General features: G+C 69.1%; 19 protein-coding genes. 8 read left to right on the plus strand and 11 right to left on the minus strand.

Features of this window, described 5'->3' with window-relative positions; all coding sequences use genetic code 11:
• Nucleotides 1-23: 23 nt before the first annotated feature.
• On the minus strand, nt 24-950 hold the full coding sequence (locus tag ACFKCF_RS28555) for a LysR family transcriptional regulator (RefSeq protein WP_394498270.1): 927 nt from the start codon (nt 948-950) through the stop codon (nt 24-26).
• 233 nt (nt 951-1183) lie between these two features.
• Here ACFKCF_RS28555 and ACFKCF_RS28560 point away from each other — a divergent pair, with 233 nt between their 5' ends.
• The 4 genes from ACFKCF_RS28560 to ACFKCF_RS28575 are packed head-to-tail and all read left to right on the plus strand — an operon-like array spanning nt 1184 to nt 4836.
• Complete coding sequence (locus tag ACFKCF_RS28560) at nt 1184-2071, plus strand: ABC transporter substrate-binding protein (protein WP_394498271.1); 888 nt, start codon at nt 1184-1186, stop codon at nt 2069-2071.
• Nucleotides 2068-2919, plus strand: a complete 852-nt coding sequence (locus tag ACFKCF_RS28565; protein ID WP_394498273.1) for an amino acid ABC transporter permease — start codon at nt 2068-2070, stop codon at nt 2917-2919. Before ACFKCF_RS28560 ends, ACFKCF_RS28565 begins: the two co-directional genes overlap by 4 nt.
• On the plus strand, nt 2916-3680 hold the full coding sequence (locus ACFKCF_RS28570) for an amino acid ABC transporter ATP-binding protein (protein ID WP_394498275.1): 765 nt from the start codon (nt 2916-2918) through the stop codon (nt 3678-3680). Before ACFKCF_RS28565 ends, ACFKCF_RS28570 begins: the two co-directional genes overlap by 4 nt.
• Nucleotides 3681-3702: 22 nt before the next feature.
• Nucleotides 3703-4836 (plus strand): NAD(P)/FAD-dependent oxidoreductase, encoded by a 1134-nt coding sequence (locus ACFKCF_RS28575; protein ID WP_394498276.1) that lies wholly within the window; start codon nt 3703-3705, stop codon nt 4834-4836.
• 98 nt (nt 4837-4934) lie between these two features.
• Here the strand turns inward: ACFKCF_RS28575 and ACFKCF_RS28580 are convergent, their stop codons facing one another.
• Entirely contained in the window at nt 4935-5219 is a 285-nt protein-coding gene (locus tag ACFKCF_RS28580) for a hypothetical protein (protein WP_394498278.1), read from the minus strand.
• A gap of 273 nt (nt 5220-5492) precedes the next feature.
• Here ACFKCF_RS28580 and ACFKCF_RS28585 point away from each other — a divergent pair, with 273 nt between their 5' ends.
• Complete coding sequence (locus tag ACFKCF_RS28585; RefSeq protein ID WP_394498279.1) at nt 5493-5657, plus strand: hypothetical protein; 165 nt, start codon at nt 5493-5495, stop codon at nt 5655-5657.
• 9 nt (nt 5658-5666) lie between these two features.
• Here ACFKCF_RS28585 and ACFKCF_RS28590 read toward each other — a convergent pair whose 3' ends face one another.
• Nucleotides 5667-6626 (minus strand): helix-turn-helix transcriptional regulator, encoded by a 960-nt coding sequence (locus tag ACFKCF_RS28590; protein ID WP_394498281.1) that lies wholly within the window; start codon nt 6624-6626, stop codon nt 5667-5669.
• A 145-nt stretch (nt 6627-6771) separates the two neighbouring features.
• On the opposite strand from ACFKCF_RS28590, the gene ACFKCF_RS28595 reads away from it, so the two are divergent.
• Entirely contained in the window at nt 6772-7374 is a 603-nt protein-coding gene (locus ACFKCF_RS28595) for a hypothetical protein (RefSeq protein WP_394498282.1), read from the plus strand.
• 12 nt (nt 7375-7386) lie between these two features.
• On the opposite strand, the gene ACFKCF_RS28600 is transcribed toward ACFKCF_RS28595, so the two are convergent.
• From ACFKCF_RS28600 to ACFKCF_RS28610, 3 genes are all read right to left on the minus strand, one after another.
• The gene (locus tag ACFKCF_RS28600; RefSeq protein WP_394498283.1) at nt 7387-8490 is read right to left on the minus strand and encodes a pentapeptide repeat-containing protein; all 1104 of its coding nucleotides are present in this window, start codon (nt 8488-8490) and stop codon (nt 7387-7389) included.
• A gap of 265 nt (nt 8491-8755) precedes the next feature.
• Nucleotides 8756-9364, minus strand: coding sequence for a dihydrofolate reductase family protein (locus ACFKCF_RS28605; protein WP_394498285.1), 609 nt, complete (start codon nt 9362-9364; stop codon nt 8756-8758).
• A gap of 163 nt (nt 9365-9527) precedes the next feature.
• Nucleotides 9528-9812 carry a hypothetical protein gene (locus ACFKCF_RS28610; RefSeq protein WP_394498286.1) on the minus strand — a complete coding sequence of 95 codons (285 nt, stop codon included), beginning with the start codon at nt 9810-9812 and terminating at the stop codon, nt 9528-9530.
• Between the two features lie 180 nt (nt 9813-9992).
• Here ACFKCF_RS28610 and ACFKCF_RS28615 point away from each other — a divergent pair, with 180 nt between their 5' ends.
• Nucleotides 9993-10406 carry an RNA-binding S4 domain-containing protein gene (locus tag ACFKCF_RS28615; RefSeq protein ID WP_394498288.1) on the plus strand — a complete coding sequence of 138 codons (414 nt, stop codon included), beginning with the start codon at nt 9993-9995 and terminating at the stop codon, nt 10404-10406.
• Nucleotides 10407-10534: 128 nt separating this feature from the next.
• Here the strand turns inward: ACFKCF_RS28615 and uidA are convergent, their stop codons facing one another.
• From uidA to ACFKCF_RS28635, 4 genes are all read right to left on the minus strand, one after another.
• Nucleotides 10535-12328 (minus strand): beta-glucuronidase, encoded by a 1794-nt coding sequence (uidA, locus tag ACFKCF_RS28620; protein ID WP_394498290.1) that lies wholly within the window; start codon nt 12326-12328, stop codon nt 10535-10537.
• A gap of 30 nt (nt 12329-12358) precedes the next feature.
• Nucleotides 12359-13234 (minus strand): carbohydrate ABC transporter permease, encoded by an 876-nt coding sequence (locus tag ACFKCF_RS28625; RefSeq protein WP_394498291.1) that lies wholly within the window; start codon nt 13232-13234, stop codon nt 12359-12361.
• A 1-nt stretch (nt 13235) separates the two neighbouring features.
• On the minus strand, nt 13236-14114 hold the full coding sequence (locus ACFKCF_RS28630) for a carbohydrate ABC transporter permease (protein ID WP_394498293.1): 879 nt from the start codon (nt 14112-14114) through the stop codon (nt 13236-13238).
• 77 nt (nt 14115-14191) lie between these two features.
• Nucleotides 14192-15478, minus strand: a complete 1287-nt coding sequence (locus ACFKCF_RS28635; RefSeq protein ID WP_394498294.1) for a sugar ABC transporter substrate-binding protein — start codon at nt 15476-15478, stop codon at nt 14192-14194.
• A gap of 156 nt (nt 15479-15634) precedes the next feature.
• Between ACFKCF_RS28635 and ACFKCF_RS28640 the strand changes: the two genes are divergently transcribed.
• A complete protein-coding gene (locus ACFKCF_RS28640) occupies nt 15635-16261 on the plus strand; it encodes a TetR/AcrR family transcriptional regulator (protein WP_394498296.1) in 627 nt (208 codons plus the stop codon).
• A gap of 59 nt (nt 16262-16320) precedes the next feature.
• Here the strand turns inward: ACFKCF_RS28640 and ACFKCF_RS28645 are convergent, their stop codons facing one another.
• Nucleotides 16321-17220, minus strand: coding sequence for a LysR family transcriptional regulator (locus ACFKCF_RS28645; RefSeq protein WP_394498298.1), 900 nt, complete (start codon nt 17218-17220; stop codon nt 16321-16323).
• Nucleotides 17221-17276 lie beyond the last annotated feature (56 nt).

Consider the following 17276-nt stretch of genomic DNA (forward strand, 5'->3'; position numbering starts at 1 on the left):
GCATGCCGTGTTCCGCGGTGGGCTCACACGGCGATGGGGAGATCCGCGCGCTGGTGCAGGGCTTCGGCGGCGTTGACGAGCATGCTCGTCGCGTGGCCGAGCAGGGGGTTGGGGTCGGTGGCGCGGCACACGGTGAAGACCCTGCGGACCTGGGAGGGGTCGCCGAGCCGGAACACGCACACGTCGCGCGACTCGATCATCGCCAGCTCCGGCACGATCGCCACCCCCAGCCCCTTGCGTACGAGCTCGAAGGGCAGGTTGTAGTCGTTGGTGCGGAACAGCACGTCGGGGTCGAAGCCGCTGGCCGCGCAGATGTGCGACAGGTTGAGCGAGGCGTCCATCCCCTCGGTGTAGGAGATCCACCGCTCGGCGGACAGCTCGCCGAACTGGATGCGCTTGCGCCCGGCCAGCCGGTGACCCGTCGGCACGAGCACGTAGAGCGGCTCCTCCATGATCAACGTCATGGTCAGGTCCTTGGGCCAGTTGTGCGGCACCATGCCGTACTCGAAGACCACGGCCAGGTCGAGCCGCCCCTCGTTCACGGCGGGAATGGTCCGGTGCGGATCACCCTCCTCGTAGCGGATGTCCACGTTGGGCCGGTCACGCAGGAACTCGGCCAGTACGGCGGGCACCAGCCGGAATCCGGCGGACCAGAAGCTGCCGAGCCGCAGCCTGCCCCGGTGGGTGGTGGCGAAGGACCGCATCTCCTCCTCGGCCGCCTCCAGGTCGGCCAGCAGCCGGGCGGCCTTGCGGGCCAGCTCGGCCCCCGCCGCGGTGGGCCGGATGCTGCGCGGCAGGCGCTCGAACAGCTGGACGCCCAGGGTCCGCTCCAGCGAGGAGACTTGCTGCGAGATGGCCGACGGGGTGAACCCGAGACGCTTGGCGGCGGTCCTGAGCGAACCGGTGGCGACCACCTCACGGATCGCCTGAAGCTGGGCGGGGGTAAGCATCGATCCAACTTAACAGTCGGGCGATAAGCATCACCAGAGCGCGAACCTTCTTGAGGCGGGACGAGCGATCACCTGGGCGGCGAGCTGCGGAGGGCGAGAAAGAGGATAAGGAGGGCTGAACAGGATGTGCACCAATGCGCATGCTCGCTTACCTTGTCGTATCTAAACGGACCCCCAATATTGGTGTTTACGGAACGTAGTAGTACGAAGCGCGAAAGGTGGTGTCCTGCGCGATGCGGTTCACCCAAGCAGCCGCCGCATTCGGCCTGGCGGGACTCCTGTCCCTCACAGCCTGCTCCGGAGGCGGCGCCTCCCAGGCGGCCGCCCCGGCACAGCAGAAGAACCAAGAACTGCACGACCTGCTCCCCGACAAGATCAAGAAGAGCGGCACGCTCAACGTGGCGGCAGGTCACAACTACCCGCCGCTGGTCTTCCTCGACACCGACAACAAGTCGGTCATCGGCCTCGAACCCGAGCTGATGAAGGCCATCGGCCAGGTGCTCGGCGTCGAAGTGACGTTCAGCCAGGCCAGCTTCGACAGCCTCATCGCCGGTGTGCAGGCACGCCGCTACGACCTGGCCATCCAGGCGATGCTCGACAAGCCGGAACGCCGCGAGAAGGTCACCTTCGTCGACTACTTCAAGACCAGCAGCTCGCTCCTGGTCCAGGAGAAGGACGCTCAGACGGTCAAGTCTCTCGACGACCTCTGCGGGAAGACGGCGGCCGTCGAGCAGGGCACCGCCCAGGCCGACGACGCCGAGCAGCAGAAGAAGAAGTGCACGGACGCGGGCAAGCCGGCGGTCCAGGTGCTGGTCTTCCCCGACACGGTCGGCTGCCTGCAGGCCGTCTCCACCGGCCGGGCCAACGCCTTCATCGGCGGCACGCCCACCATCACCTACCAGGCCGAGCAGTCCGGTGGCCGGATGAAGCAGGTGGGCGAGCCCTACCGCTTCCTGCCGTACGGGATCCTCGTCAACAAGGAGGACCAGAACCTCTCCAAGGCCGTGCAGCAGGCGCTGCAGAAGCTGATGGAGAACGGCTCCTACGCCAAGATCCTCGACAAGTGGAAGATGTCGTCGGGCGCACTCGACAAAGCCGTGATCAACGGCGGCGAGTCGTGACCACGACCGGGCAGAGCGCTCCCCCGGCTCCCCGGGAGCGGATCCAGGCCGTCCCGCTGCGACATCCAGGGCGTTGGGTGAGCGCGGCCGTCCTCGGCTTCCTGGTGATCTTCCTGCTGCAGGGCTGGCTGGCCAACCCGCGCATGGAGTGGAAGGTGGTCGGCGAGTACCTCTTCTCCCCCGCGGTCCTGAGCGGGCTCGGCACCACGCTGCTGCTCACGCTGCTCGCCATGGCCGTCGGCGTCGCGGGCGGCATCGTGCTGGCCGTGCTGCGCATGTCGCCCAACCCGTTGCTGGCGGCGCTGAGCGCGTTCTACATCTGGGTCTTCCGCGGCGTGCCGCTGCTGGTGCAGCTGCTGTTCTGGTACTTCCTGTCCGCGGTGGTGCCGAAGATCGGGCTCGGCGTGCCCTGGGGGCCGACGTTCTTCGAGGTCGACACCAACCTGATCATCACCCAGCTCACCGCGGCGGTGCTGGGCCTCGGCCTGCACGAGGCGGCCTACATGGCCGAGATCGTGCGGGCCGGCATCACCTCCGTCGACCACGGTCAGACGGAGGCGGCCCACGCCCTGGGCCTGACCCGCTTCCAGACCCTGCGGAAGATCATCCTTCCCCAGGCCATGCGGGTCATCATCCCGCCGACGGGCAACCAGGTCGTCTCCATGCTCAAGACCACCTCCCTCGTCTTCGCCATCGCCGTACCGGAGCTCCTGACCTCGATCCAGGGCATCTACTCCAGGAACTTCCAGCAGGTCGCGCTGCTCACGGTCGCGTGCTTCTGGTACCTCGTGGCCACGACCGCCCTGAACGCCGGGCAGCACTACATCGAACGCAGGTTCAGCAGATGAAGACCCTCATCCGCGCGGAAGGCGTGCACAAGCGGTTCGGGACGCTCGACGTGCTCAAAGGCATCGACCTGGAGGTCGCCGAGGGCGAGGTGCTGGCCATGATCGGCCCGTCGGGGTCCGGCAAGTCCACCTTCCTGCGCTGCATCAACCACCTCGAACGCATCGACGCCGGCCGCCTCTACTTCCGCGACCACCTGATCGGCTACGAGGAGCGCGACGGGAAGGTCTACGAGCTGCCGGACAAGGCGATCGCCGCCCAGCGGGTGGACATCGGCATGGTCTTCCAGCGCTTCAACCTCTTCCCGCACATGAGCGCGCTCGAGAACATCATGATGGCGCCGATCATGGTCAAGAAAGAGCCCAAGGCCGAGGTACGCGAGCGCGCCCACGCCCTGCTGGCCAGGGTGGGGCTGGCCGACAAGGCGAACAGCCGCCCCGACCAGCTGTCCGGCGGCCAGCAGCAGCGCGTGGCCATCGCCCGCGCCCTGGCGATGCGGCCCGACCTCATGCTCTTCGACGAGCCGACCTCGGCCCTCGACCCGGAACTCGTGGGCGAGGTCCTGGACGTCATGCGCGACCTCGTACGCGAGGACGGCATGACCATGATCATCGTCACCCACGAGATGGGATTCGCCCGCGAGGTGTGCGACACCATCATCTTCATGGACGACGGGGTCGTCGTGGAGTCCGGGGCGCCCGGCGCCGTGCTCGGCGAGCCCCGGCACGAGCGCACCCGGGCATTCCTCAGCAAGGTTCTCTGACTCCCGAAGGAAAGATATCCACGTGTCCCGCGTCATCGTTCTCGGCGCCGGAGTGCTCGGTGCCTCCGTCGCCTACCACCTGGCCGTCGCAGGGGCTCAGGTCGTCGTCATCGAGGCCGGCGGCCCCGCCGCGGGAACCTCCAGCGCGACCTTTTCCATGGACGTCACCCACCTGAAGACTCCGCGCGCCTACTACGAGCTGAACCGCGCCAGCTCCGCCCTGCACGCCACGCTGGCCGAGGAGCTCGGGGGCGCGTCGTGGCGGCACCCCATGCCCGCCATCCAGTGGGGCGACAGCGAGGAGAGCCGGCAAGGGCTCAGGGAGCGGGCTGAGCGCCTGCGGTCCTGGGGGCACCCCTGCCGCATCGCCGACCCGTCCGAGCTGCGCGAGCTCGCCCCTGCCGTCGACCCGGCGGCGTGCACGGCGAGCGAGCTGGTGGTCCACGACCAGAGCGCGTGGTACGACGCCCCGCTCTTCGTGCAGCGCCTGCTCGATCGCGCCGCCACGCTCGGCGCCGACATCAGGTACGGCCTGCGGGCACAGGCCCTGATCCGCCACGGCGACGCCGTCACCGGTGTCGAGACCGGCACGCGGCGCTGGGAGGCCGACTGGGTGGTCAACTGCACCGGCCCGGACGCCGACCGCGTCGCGGCCCTGGCCGGCACCGACCTTCCCATGTCCCGGATCCCCGGGCTGGTAGGAGAGAGCACCCCGGTCCCCGGCCTGCGGCTCGACGCCATCCTGGCCACGCCCGAGGTGGACCTGCGCCCCGCGCCCGGAGACCGCATCTGCTCCATCTCCTGGCCGGTCGACGCGCTGCTGCCCGGCCAGAGCGACGACGCCCTGGCCGAACGGCTGCACGCCGGCGGCCAGCGTGTCCTGCCCGCGCTGCGCACCGCCCGGCTGGCCGGGGTGCGCCTCGGCGTCCGGCCCGTGCCGGCGGACGGCCTGCCGCTGGCGGGCACGCACCCCGACGTCCCCGGCCTCTACCACCTCGTCACCCACAGCGGCGTCAACCTGGCGCCCGAGCTCGGCCGGCTCGCGGCTCAGGAGATCATCGACGGTGACGGCCCCGACCTCGCCGGATACCGCATCACCCGCGGCGTCGCGACCTCCGTACAGGACGAGAGCCTGACCCTCATGACCACCCGCTGACCCCGCCCGAGGCCGCATGCGCAGTGTGCGGCCTCGGAGCGTCTCTCGTCCTCTCGGCCGGCGCCGGCCGAGCGCCGCGTCCGGGAGGCACCTGGGGATCACCCCAGCACGGCCTCCTCGTCGCAGCGGACCGTGACCACCGCGAAGAACACGTGCGTACGCGCGTCCTGGGAGACCACCGACTCGAACACGTCGCACGCCGCGAACCCGTGGTCGAGCGCGTTCTGCCTGGCGGCGCTCTCGGCGACGGCGAGCGCCGTGCCCTCCTGCACGCCCTTGCCGAAGCCGTCGAACAGCGCGCCACCCTGGACGGTGGCGGCGGCTGTCACGGTGGCGGTCGCCAGCGCCGCCACGGCCATCAGCCTTTTCATCAGGTACGACATGAGAGCTCCTCATGGCTCGATCGGTGCATCTACATCCGATAGGCGTTCCATCCCGTTCCGCGCGTAACGACAACCGATCTTGTCCTCCTTGGCTGGCAGAGCGTCCATCAACAGGGCAGCGGATAACCGGCGTGGAGCGCGTGGTCCTGCTGCCGTCCAACGGGGTCGACGGCACCGCCGCCGAGCAGGCCAACCCGATCGCGGCCTACCACGCCGAGATCGAGCAGGCGCTGCGCGGCGCCGACCTGGCCTGGAGAGGTCGCCCGCGAGCAGATGAGCCGGTTCGTGCCGCCGTTCGTCCTGGACACCCTGTTCGAGCAGTGGGAGCAGTCGGTCGGCCGGCCCGCGCAGGTGTACGGCACCGTCCAGCGGCTCACCGGCCGGCCGGCCCGTACGTTCGCCCAGTGGGCCCTCGACCGGGCCGCCGACTTCTCCTGAGCGGTCCCGTCAGTCCTCTCGAAGGGCCTGGCCGATGCGGGCGTGCAGTGTCCTGAAGCGCTCGACGAGCTCGGCCGGTTCGTGGACGGTGAAGTCGAAGCCGAGCAGGGTCACGTGCAGGGCGAGCCCGTCGAGGGAGTTGGAGCCGGCGCGCAGGGTGCAGGTGCGCTCGTCGACGGCTTCGACCACCCCGGCGTCGGCCGGCACCCGTTCGGCGACCTCGGCCGCGGAGGCGTGCATGGTGAACCGCGCCTGGTAGCGGTAGCGGTCCACGCCGACCTTCCAGGACGCGTACCCGCCGATGTCGCCGGCGGGCGGCTCGCGCGGCGTGAACCGCGGACCGGACGGGGTGCGCGGCCGCAGCCGGTCGAGGCGGAAGGTCCGCCAGTCGGCCCGGTCGAGGTCGTAGGCGACCAGATACCAGCGGCGGCCGGCGTGGACCAGCTTGTGCGGCTCGACCGTACGGGTGGTCTCGGTGCCGTCGTGGCTGCGGTAGTCCACCCGCAGCCGCTGCTGATCGCGGCAGGCGGCGGCGATCGTGGTCAGCAGCTCCGTCGAGACCACCGCGCCCGGCCGGTGCTGGGCCACGGTGGCGGCGTCCAGCGCCGCGACCTGGTACCGCAGCCGTGGCGGCAGGATCTGCTCCAGTTTCGCCAGTGCCCGCACCGACGTCTCCTCGATCCCGACCACCGTGCCGTTCGCCGCGGTACGCAGTCCCACCGCGACCGCCACGGCCTCCTCGTCGTCGAGCAGCAGCGGCGGCATGGCGGCCCCCGCGCCCAGCCGGTAACCGCCGATGTTCCCGATCGTGGCGTGCACCGGGTAACCGAGCTCGCGCAGCCGGTCGACGTCACGGCGCACGGTGCGCACCGTCACCCCCAGCCGGTCGGCCAGCTGCGGGCCGGGCCAGTCGCGGTGCTGCTGCAACAGCGACAACAACCGAAGCAACCGAGCGGACGTTTCAAGCATGCCTGCATTGTGCATCGCAACGAGGACCGTGCTCGTCCTCCTTCGGCGCGCGAATGCTCCTACGATCGCTGGGCATGAAGATCCCCGACTCGCCCGAGACCGGACCTGCTTGAACAAAGCCACTCCGGCCGTCGTCAAACGGTTCATGATCAGCGTAACGCTCTCCTTCCTGCTGGCCCTCTCCCCGGCGGCCGTGACGGAGATCCCGAAGAACTTCCTGCTCACCGAAAGCGAGGCGCGCAAGCCCCAGCCCGCCAATGTGGCGTCCGAACAGGGCTACAAGATCAGCGACAAGCTCACCGGCCCATTGGAGCTGAACCCGTGCTGGCACCGCAACGCCGTCGACCGCGGCAGGGTGGCGGCCCGCACGATCACCCTCTGGACCAGCGCCCCCAGCAGCTCCTCCGAACAGCTCGTCCTCTACAAGAGCCCCCGTGCCGCCCATGCCGCGCTCACCCGCCTGCGTACCGAGGTCAAGCGGTGCGCGCGCAAGGGCGACCCGTCGTCGCCCGAGCTCGGGATCAGGTGGCGGACGAGCAAGGTCAAGGTGGGCGACGAGGCCATGGGGATGGGGCTCGAGACCTTGCAGGACGGGAGCGTGAACGACACGATCAGCGGGGTCGTGGCGCGCCGAGGCAGCGCCCTGATGATCTACACGACCACCTTGGGAGGCTACGAGCCCGGCGGGCTGACCAAGGCGGCCAGGAAGATGGCCACCAAGGTGTGCAAGCTGCCTGGCGTCTGCTGACGACCGCGGATCCTACTCGGCTTCGGCCGGTGAATCATTGCCGGCGGACGCCGGCCGGACAGCGAGCTCTTCGTAGGTCCTCATCCGGACAGGCGGGAGCGACCGGAGCCGGGCAGGTGTGATGCGGGAGGTGTCGAAGCCGTCGGGCCAAGCGGTGGTCCCGTCGAAGACCACACGTTTCAGCGAAGCACCGGTCAGGTCTGCGCCGGTCAGCGTGGCTCCACGCAGGTCGCCGTAGTCCAGGCGAGCGCCGCGCAGGTTCGCGTTTCGCAGGTCCGCCCTGCTCAGATCGGTGCCCCGGAGGTCGATGCCCTCGGCAATGGCTCCGGTCAGCACCGCGTCGCGCAGATCGGCCTGATAGAGGATCGCGTCGGCGAGGATCGCCCCCGCCAGGCGTACTCCGGTGAGATCCGCGCGAGTCAGGTCGGCTCCGACGCACGAGGCTCCGGTCAGATCGCTGAAATGGAAGTCCGCGTCCCGCAGCCGGGTGGAGGCGAGGTGGGCCTTGGGCAGGACCAGGCGGTCGAGGCGGAGCACCTGGCCTCGGACCGCCTCCCGGCGGCCGAGGACGGCAAGTGCCGCGTGGAGGTCAGGGGCGCGGAGGGAGAGGTTGGCCAAGCTGCCCGCCGCTGTGGTGGCGTGACGCGCGTGCCGGGTGTCGCGTTGCGGCTCGCGGGCGCGGTTGCCGACGAACGCGCAGAGGATCTCCCCGATGGTCCGGCGGTCGGCCGTGGAGGAGCGGGAGATGCGTTCCAGGGCGTAGATGCCGCCCAGACGGACGTCCACGCTCGGGTCGCCCAGATGCGCGATGGCGGCGGCGAAGGACTCGGTGGCCTGCCCGTGACGGCTGAGCTGCAGTTGGCGCCAGGTGAGATAGGCGCCGATCAGCAGCATCAGGCCCCCGACCCCCTGGAGCAGGGCGGTGCGGATGTTGTTCACGGCGGTGGCGTAGTCGGCCGGCGGCTTCTCCGTGCCCAGGTCCCATGCGAGCAGGTAGCGGGGAAGGAAGAGGGCGCCGGCCAAGGCGCCGACCCCCAAGAGCGCGGTGAGGATGAAGGAACCCGAGATCCGGTGCCGCCAGGAAGGGCCGACGCGTGGGATCTTGTCCGTTCGCACGGGGTGTCCGGGGAGAGGAGGGGTGTGATCTTCGATCCTGCCTCTACCAAGGCGTCCAAAAGACTTCTTCATCTGTCCGGCGACTCTCCGATCGTCACTGACCTCTACGGTTTGATCGTGCCGAATCCGAGCGGAGAACAGCCAGACTCCGGAGCTCACGACTTGGTGCGAGGTGCGCGGCGATGCGCCGACCAGGTCGACTCCCTCAAGTCACCGCGCACCCGTGGCGCCGTTCGAAGGGGGACGGCGCCACCCGCGCCCGCTCCTACTGCTCGCCCTGGGACAGATGGGCCTTGGCGTCGTCGTAAGAGGCGTCACCGCTCGCCCCGGCAGGCCGATAGACCAGGTACAGCACACCCGTCGTGAACGTCTCGGACTTGATCAGTTCCAGCGGGATGGAGCTCTCCCCCTCGTCGAACAGGCGCTCCCCCTTGCGGACGGCGATCGGGTGCACCAGCAGGTGCAGTTCGTCCAGCAGTCCCGCGGCCAGCAGCTGGCGCACCACCGAGACCGAGCCGCTGACGGCGATCCGGCCGCCCTCCTCGTTCTTCAACGCGGTCACGGCCTCGGCCAGGTCACCCTGGAGCAGCTCGGAGTTCCGCCAGCTGAACTCCAGGGGCTGGCGCGACACGACGATCTTCCGCGCGTCGCCGAGCGTCTTCGCGAAGCCGGCGTCCTCGCCACCCTCGGCCTCCCGCTCCGGCCACGCTCCGGCGAAGCTGTCGTAGGTCTTGCGCCCCAGGAGCAGGGTGTCGGCCATCTGCGCCGTCACGGCGGCGCCCATCTCGTCGTTGAAGTACGGGAAATGCCACTGCGCCGGCTCCTCCACGACCCCGTCGAGCGAGATGAACAGGCTGGCGGCGATCGTCCTCATGATGGTCCTCCAGGGGGAAGGGGCGGGGCCGTCCGCCCCAGCCGCTCTGACGTTCTGTAGCCTCGCGGACCAACCTTACGGATCTCTTAAGGTCTCCCTTGGGCCTTTTGCCCCTTGGGCGGCCACCCGCACGTAACCCGAGGGTGCTTCCCCGGCGCAGCCGCTACCCGGACGCCACAACCTCGCCGGCCGTCACCTGAGGAGGGTTCGGATACAGGGAGGCAAGGCGGTCCCGCACGAAGTCCGCGGCTCTCTTGCTCGATTCTTCGGCTCCGGCCTCATCTTCGAAGACGCTGGTGGAGACCATCACCCCACCGCCGGCGTCAACCCAGTAGTAAGCCACGAACCCGGGGATCGAGCGAACGAGCGAGATGAACTCTTCCTTCACTCGGCGTCCGGCCTCGGCGGGATCGGTTATCCCCTCATATCGCCGCACCACTGCGTACATAGTCCGACCTCCTCCAGGGGGCCCAAGATCGCCCCATAAGGGAGGAAGTACCCCCGCCCTAGGTCCCATGAAGCCAAGGGTCCGTAATGAATGAACACGCTGAGGACCACTCGACGGCACGGGCGCAGACCCCACTCTCGTGCGATCGACGGGTGCCACGTCGCTCAGTACAGTGTCGGGGTGTCAGGTGAGCAGGTGAGTGCGCGGGTGGACAGCTGGATCTGGTCGGTGCGGCTGACCAGGACTCGCTCGATCGCGTCCGACGCCTGCCGGGGCGGTCACGTCCGGGTCAACGGGGTGCGGGTCAAGCCCGCGCACGTCGTCCGGGTCGGTGACGAGGTCCGGCTGCGACACGAGGGGCGCGAACGCATCGTGGTCGTCTCCCGGATCATCACCAAACGCGTCGGCGCCGCCGTGGCCGCCGAGTGCTATGTCGACAAGAGCCCTCCGCCTCCTCCGCGCGAGGAGACCGTGACGGTGGCCGTCCGGGCTCGTGGCGCCGGACGTCCCACCAAACGCGAGCGCCGCAGCATCGACCAGCTGCTCGGGCGCCCGACGGCGGAGGGGCGCGGCCGCCGGGCACGCCCGGAGTGATCGGGCCGCTCAACTGGCGCGGTCGCGCACGTATCCCGGACAAAGAGAGAAAGCTGGGCTGAACCCGCGTCGGCGGGCGTGAGCACCGGCGCTGGTGGGCGGGGTGCTGAGCCTGGGCGCGCTCGCCCTCACGATCGCTCGTCCTTGCGCCAGCGGGCGCGCAGGTGGAAGGCGGCGGTCTTGGGACGGCGGTCGCGCGTGAAAACACCCTTCTTGTTGCCGTCGACGCGGAAGACGCCCGGCGTGGTGGCGAAGTCGGCGAAGTTCCAGACCTGTTCGCCCACCACCGCGTCGACCCGGTCGAAGACCCGGTGATACACGTCGAGCAGGTCGGCCTGGTACTCCTCGGTCCACGGGGCGGGCACGATGCTGCGCAGGCCGGGGTAGGTGTCGGCGCCGTACTCGGTGATGACGATCGGCTTGTCATGCGCCTGCGCCCACTGCCGCAGTTCGGCCTCCAGCGCGGTCTCGACCGCTGCCAGGTCGCCGGGGCCGAAGTACCAGCCGTAGTAACGGTTGAGCAGGACGACGTCGAACAGGTCGGTGACCACGCACTGGTCCGGCGGCGCGAGCAGCGCGTTGACGTAGGCCACGGGCCGGGTCTGGTCGAGGCGGCGGGTTTCCGCGGCGAGCGGGGCGAAGTAGTCGCGCGCTTCGGGCTGGACGTGGTCGGGTTCGTTGGCCACGGACCACAGCACGACGCTGGGACGGTTCTTGTCGCGGGCCACCAGCTCCCGGATCGCCTGCAGGTGGATGCGGCGGGTCTCCTCGCTGATCGTGTCCGGGGAGAAGGTGGACACCCGTTCACCGGAGGTGAAGACACCACCGCCGATGTTGAGATTGAGCCCGACGGCGGCCGTCTCGCCGATGACGACCACGCCGTGCCGGTCGGCGTAGTCGAGGACCTCCTCCGCGTACGGGTAGTGCGAGGTGCGGAAGGAGTTCGCGCCGATCCACTCCATCAGCGCGAAGTCGTGCACCATCAGCACGTCGTCGTGCCCCTTGCCGCGCACCGCCGCGTCCTCGTGCTTGCCGAACCCCTTGAAGTAGAAGGGGTCTGCGTTGATCAGGAACTGCTTCCCGCGTACCTCCACCGTGCGCACGCCCACCGGCTGGCGGTAAGCGTCGGCGACCTCCCCGGAGGTGCCGAGCAGCGTGGCCTCGAGCTCGTAGAGGTAACCGTCGCCGGGAGCCCAGGGATGTACGTCGGGCACCCGCAGGGTGCCGGCCGCGCCGGTGGCGGCGGCCACCTCGGCGCCCGAAGCGTCGCGCAGCGACACGCGGAGGGAGCCCGTCTCCCCGGTGCTGTCCACCCGGTAGCCGATCACGCCGGTGGTGTCGTCGAAGGCCGTGGTCACGGTGATGTCGCTGATGTACGCCGGGGGCGTGGTGTACAGCCAGACCGGCCGGTGCAGGCCCGCGTAGTTGAAGAAGTCGTGGAAGTAGCGCTGCACCCGGCGGCCGTCGGGACGCTCCTCGATGGTGCCCGGCGGGATCGACGCCCAGCTCAGTTCGTTGTTGACCACGACGGTGACCCGGTTCTCGGCTCCCGGTCGCACGTATGCGGTGACGTCCGCCTCGAACGGGGTGTAGCCGCCCTCGTGCTGGGCGACCTCGGTGTCGTTGACCCAGACGGTCGCGCGGTGTGTCGCGGCGTCGAAGCGCAGGACGATGCGCTGCCCGGCCCACGTGGCCGGCACCCACGCGTTCGTCTGGTACCAGGCGTCCCCCACGTGGTCCCGTACCGTCGCGTCGGGGTAGATGTCGTTGTAGCTGGCCGGTACGGGGATGTCCACGGCCTCCGCGAGGGGCGAGCGCCACCAGCCTTCGGTGTGGCCGGCTCCCTCCGCGTCCAGCCGGAACCTCCACAAACCGGCCAGAGAGCGGCGTTCGCGGGTGGGACCGTCCTGCGGGCGAAGCATGGTCGGTTCTCCTTTGCTGTTCGGGGCCTGCTACTTGAGGCCGGTGTTGGCGATGCCCTGGATGAACTGTTTCTGCAGGAACAGGAACAGCAGCACGATCGGGGTGACGACGGTCACCGCACCGGCGAGCAGCAGACCGTAGTTGGTGCCGTTGGCGCCCACCGAGAACAGGGCGAGCGCGACCGGCAGGGTGTAACGATCTTCGGTCTGCGCGATCACCAGCGGCCACAGGAAGTTGTTCCACTGGGCGAGGAAGATCAGGATCGCCAGGGTCGCCAGCGCCGGCCGGCAGAGCGGGACGATGACCCTGAGAAAGATGTGTGTCTCACCGGCGCCGTCAAGGCGGGCCGCTTCGACGAGAGAATCCGGGATGTCCCTGATGAATTGCCGCATGAGAAACACGCCGAGCGGTGTCACGAGGAAGGGCAGGATCAACCCGAGGTAGGAGTTGCTCAGTCCCATGTTGCTGACGAGGACGAAGAGCGGCACGAAGGTCGTGACGCCAGGAATGATCAGCATCGTGAGGACGAGGCCGAACAGCAGGCGTTTCCCGGCGAACTCCATCTTCGCGAAGGCGTACCCCGCCATGGAGCAGAAGAGCAGATTTCCGGCGACACACGTCACGGCGACCAGCGTGCTGTTGAGGAAGTACACCGCGAAGTTCTGCTTCGACAGCAACTCCTCGAAGTTGCCGAGCGTCGGAGAACGGGGCAGCCAGTCGCTCGGATGCGCGACGATCTCCCCTGTCGGCTTGACCGCCCCCAGGAACATCCACGCGAACGGTGCCAGCGTCGCGAGGAGGCCCAACGTGAGGGCGCCGTAGAGCATGATGCGGGCGTACCGGACGGGCCGGGGCGCGCTGAGGCCGGACGCGGCCGCAGCGGTGCTCGCGGTCGTGGTGGTCATGTCATGCCTTCGCTCGGAAGATGCGGAACTGCAGGATGCTGAGCAGCGCGATCGCGGCCACCAGCACGTACGAGGCGGCCGAGGCCATGCCGTAGTTGCCGAAGCCGAATTGCTCGTAGGCGTAGTAACTGATCGAGGTGGTGCTGTCCAGCGGGCCGCCACTCGTCATCACGAACGGCTCCTCGAAGAACTGCAGGTAACCGATGCTCAGCAGCACGGCGACCACCAGCGTGGCCGGCCGGAGCAGCGGCAGGGTGATGCTGCGGAAGGCCCGCCCGCGGGTGGCGCCGTCCACGCGGGCCGCCTCACGCAGGTCCTCGGGGATGGACTGCAGCCCGGCCAGGAAGATCACCATGGGGATGCCGAAGTGGCGCCAGACCGCCATCAGGATGAGCGCGGGCATGGACCAGTTCGGGTCGTTCAACCAGTCCGGCCCGTGGATGCCCACGACGGCGAGGACGGCGTTGATCATGCCATCCGGCTGGTAGAGGTACCTCCACACCACCGCTGTCGCCACGACGCTGGTCACCACGGGCGCGAAGTACGCGACCCGGAAGAGTCCCTTCGCCCGCCGGATCCCCGAATTGAGTGCGACGGCGAGGGCCAGGGCGATGATCATCGTCAGCGGGATTCCCACGACGACGAAGTAGAGCGTGTTGAGGGCCGCCCGCAGGAAAGTCGGATCCCCGAAGAGCTCGGCGTAGTGCGCGATGCCCACGAAGTCGACGCTGAAGGGCGTCCGGATGTCCCGGCTCGTGATGTCCGTGACGCTCATCGACAGGGAGGAGAAGACCGGCCACACGCCGAAGGTGGCGAAGAGCGCGATGAAGGGGGCGCAGAAGGCCCAGGCGACCAGCGTGCGCCGGGCGCGTTCCGACATCGCCCGCGGTGGCCTCGTTCGCCGCGGTCCGGCAGCCCGGCCCGGCGCGGATTTCACGGAGGCGAGAGAGGCCATCCCTATGCTCCGGTCCCGATCTCCGACGCCTTCTTCTGGATCTCCCGCAGAGCCGCTTCCGGTGTGCTGACGCCCTTGGCGACCTTTTCGATCTCGCCGTCCAGCACCGCCGTGACCTGCCGCCAGGTCGTGGTGTTCGGTCCTGGCTGTGCCGTCGTCAGCTGGGTGCGGAACACGGCCAGAGTCGCGTCGGTCGCGAGCTTGCCCTCGTTCCAGGCCGACTGGACGGCGGGCAGGTCGCCGGACAGGTCGTACCAGGTCTTCTGGACCTCAGGACTGGCCAGCCACCGGATGAACTTCCAGGCGCCTTCACGATTCTTGGCGTCCTTGAACACCGCCCACTGTCCGCCCCCGATGTAGCCGGCGTTGGACTTCGGTCCCGACGGGAGCGGTGCGATGCCCACCTTCTCGTCGACGAAGGATGAACCGCCGGCGGATTTCAGCAGGTTCACCTCCCAGGGGCCGGAGATCAGCGCGGCAGTGGAGCCGGCGACGAACTGCGGCTCGATCTCTCCCAGGCTCACCGGGCCGTTCGGGCTGGTGATCTTCGAGGCGATGAGCGACCGGTAGAACTCCAGCCCTTTGAGCGCCTCGGGCGTGTCGAAGGTGAACGTGGTCCCGTCCTCGTTCATGATCCGGGCTCCGGCCTGCCACATGAACGGCACGACGCTCTGCCAGGTCCCCGTGGCGCCGGTCGGCAGGGACAGCCCCCACTTGGCCCCTTGCCGCTGGAGGGCCTTGAGGAACGGGCCGTACTCGTCCCAGGTCCTGGGCGCGGAGACCCCGGCGGCCCGCGCCAGGTCCTTGCGGTAGAAGAGCGAGCGGGTCTCCACGTACCAGGGGACGCCGTACTCGGCTCCCTCGAAGGTGGTGCTCTGGACGGCGCCGCGGTAGAAGGCGCCGTAGTCGACGAGTTTGGACGGGACCTGGTCCAGCCCGCCCGTGGACGCGAACGCCGCGAGGTCCACCGCACCCACCATGGTGGCGTCAGGAGTGTCTCCGGAGGCGATCGCCGTCTGCACCTTCTTGGCGTAGTCCTGCCAGGGAACCGCTGTCACCTCGACCTTCGCGCCGGGGTTCGCCGTGCCGAACTGGGCGGCCAGCTTGGGCAGAAGCTCGCCCTCCGTTCCCATCGCCCACACGGTGATGGTGCCGGCGGCGGGTTCGGTGTCGATCAGGGCGCCTGCCGCGGCCTGCTCCGGCCGGGCGTCGGACCGGCCGCAGCCGGTCAGGAGTAGTGCGACGGCCAGACCGCCGACGAGTGTCTTGGCAACGTTCGGGGTGAACATCGATCCCGTTCCTCTCCACCCGATTGAAGCGTGAGCGCTTCTTCCGCACGTCGTGGTGTGGGTGAGCGAGACGCTACCCCAAAAACCGAACAGTTGCTACATTTTCCTTGTGCGGAATTCACCGGCGGTAGCCGCAAGGCCCATAGGGTTGCTGCCATGACCGATGAGATGGCGAGCCGGCCAGGCACTCGGCGTGGCCCCTACGCCAAGAGCGCGCGCCGCCGCGCCGAGATCGTCGCCTCCGCGACCTCCGTCTTCTCGGCACGCGGCTACCGGGGCGGGTCGCTGCGGGAGATCGCGAAGCAGCTCGACCTCAGCCTGACCAGCGTCGTCCATCACTTCCCCAGCAAGAGCGAGCTCCTCGTGGCCGTCCTCGAGAACGCCGACTCCGCGCACGCCGACTCCTTCGATTCGGACAGCCGCAAGGAGAGCGTGGCGTACGCCGTGCTGCAGTACGTTCGCCGGAACCTCGAACGGCCCGAGATGCTGCGGCTGCTCGCCCTCATGGCCGCCGAGTCGTCGGCGCCGGACCATCCGGCGCATGAGTGGTTCCGTGACAGGTACGACAGGACGATCGGCCTGCTCGCGATCGCCGTCCGCCGGGATCAGGACGAGGGCCGCGTCTCCAACGCCAGGGACCCCAAGGGCATCGCCGAGTCCCTCGTGGCCCTATGGGACGGGCTCCAGCTCCAGTGGCTCATCGACCCGCGCCGCGACCTCGTCGCGGCGATGACGGCCGCCTTGAAGGACCTGCTGGGACCGCACACCCCCCTCGGCACGTAGCCGCTTCGGAGCTTCTCCCGACGCCGCCGAGTCACGCGGGGGCAGCTGGGGACGGCCGGTCAATCAGAGGCGGGTGCGTGCGAGCCGGCGGTTTCGCGGAGCAGGTCGAGGAACGCCGAAAGGGCAGGATGATCTTCGTTCGCCTCCTTGACGACGACGAAGATGGAGCGGACAGGGGCCGGCCGGGTGACCGGCAGGCAGGCGAACGAGATGGAGGGCATGGTGCTGAGCGCGAGCCGCGGCACCATGGTCACGCCCAGCCCGGCGGAGACGAACGCGGCCGCGGTGGCGTAGTCGTGGGCTTCCACCACGAAGCTGGGGTTGAAGCCGGCCGACCCGCACGCGTCGAGCATCGTCTGCCGGCAGATGCTGCCCGGCCACTCGTTGTCGACCCATGGTTCGCCCCGCAGCCTGCCCAGCTCGATCTCCCTCTCCCCGGCGAGGGTGTGCCCTGGCGGCAGGATCGCCAGGAAGGGGTCATCGAGCAGGTGGATGCAGCGCAGCCCGGCCGGCACGTGAACGGTGTCGTCCAGCACCATGATCTCGGCGTCGGCGGCTTCGCCGGTCAGCCCCTTGCCCAGCCGTAGCTCCAGCCTGATCTCCGGGAAGAGCCGGCTGAACTTCGCGATGACGGGCGGAATGAGGACGGCGCCGGCGCTGGCGAAGTAGCGGACGGTCAGCCGGCTGGTCTTGCCCGCGCGCAGGTCGGTGAGGGCGGTCTCCGCGCGGGCGATCTGCGTCTGGATCTCCCCGGCGTGGTCGGCCAGGAGCCGTCCGGCCTCGGTGGGGCGCAGGCCGCGCCCGTGTCGCTGCATGAGCAGCGTGCCCGTTTCCCGCTGCAGCGCGGCGATGTGCTGGCTGATCGCGGACGGGGTGTAACCGAGGTTGGTCGCGGCGGCCTGGATGGAGCCGGTCTCCACGACGGCGCGCAGCACGGCCAGGCGGTGAACGTCGAGCACGCACAGATCATACAGCCCCACTTCATTGTCATTAAGAAAACATCGCTTGTGCTGAA

The organism is Nonomuraea sp. JJY05 (assembly GCF_043496855.1).
GTDB lineage: Bacteria > Actinomycetota > Actinomycetes > Streptosporangiales > Streptosporangiaceae > Nonomuraea.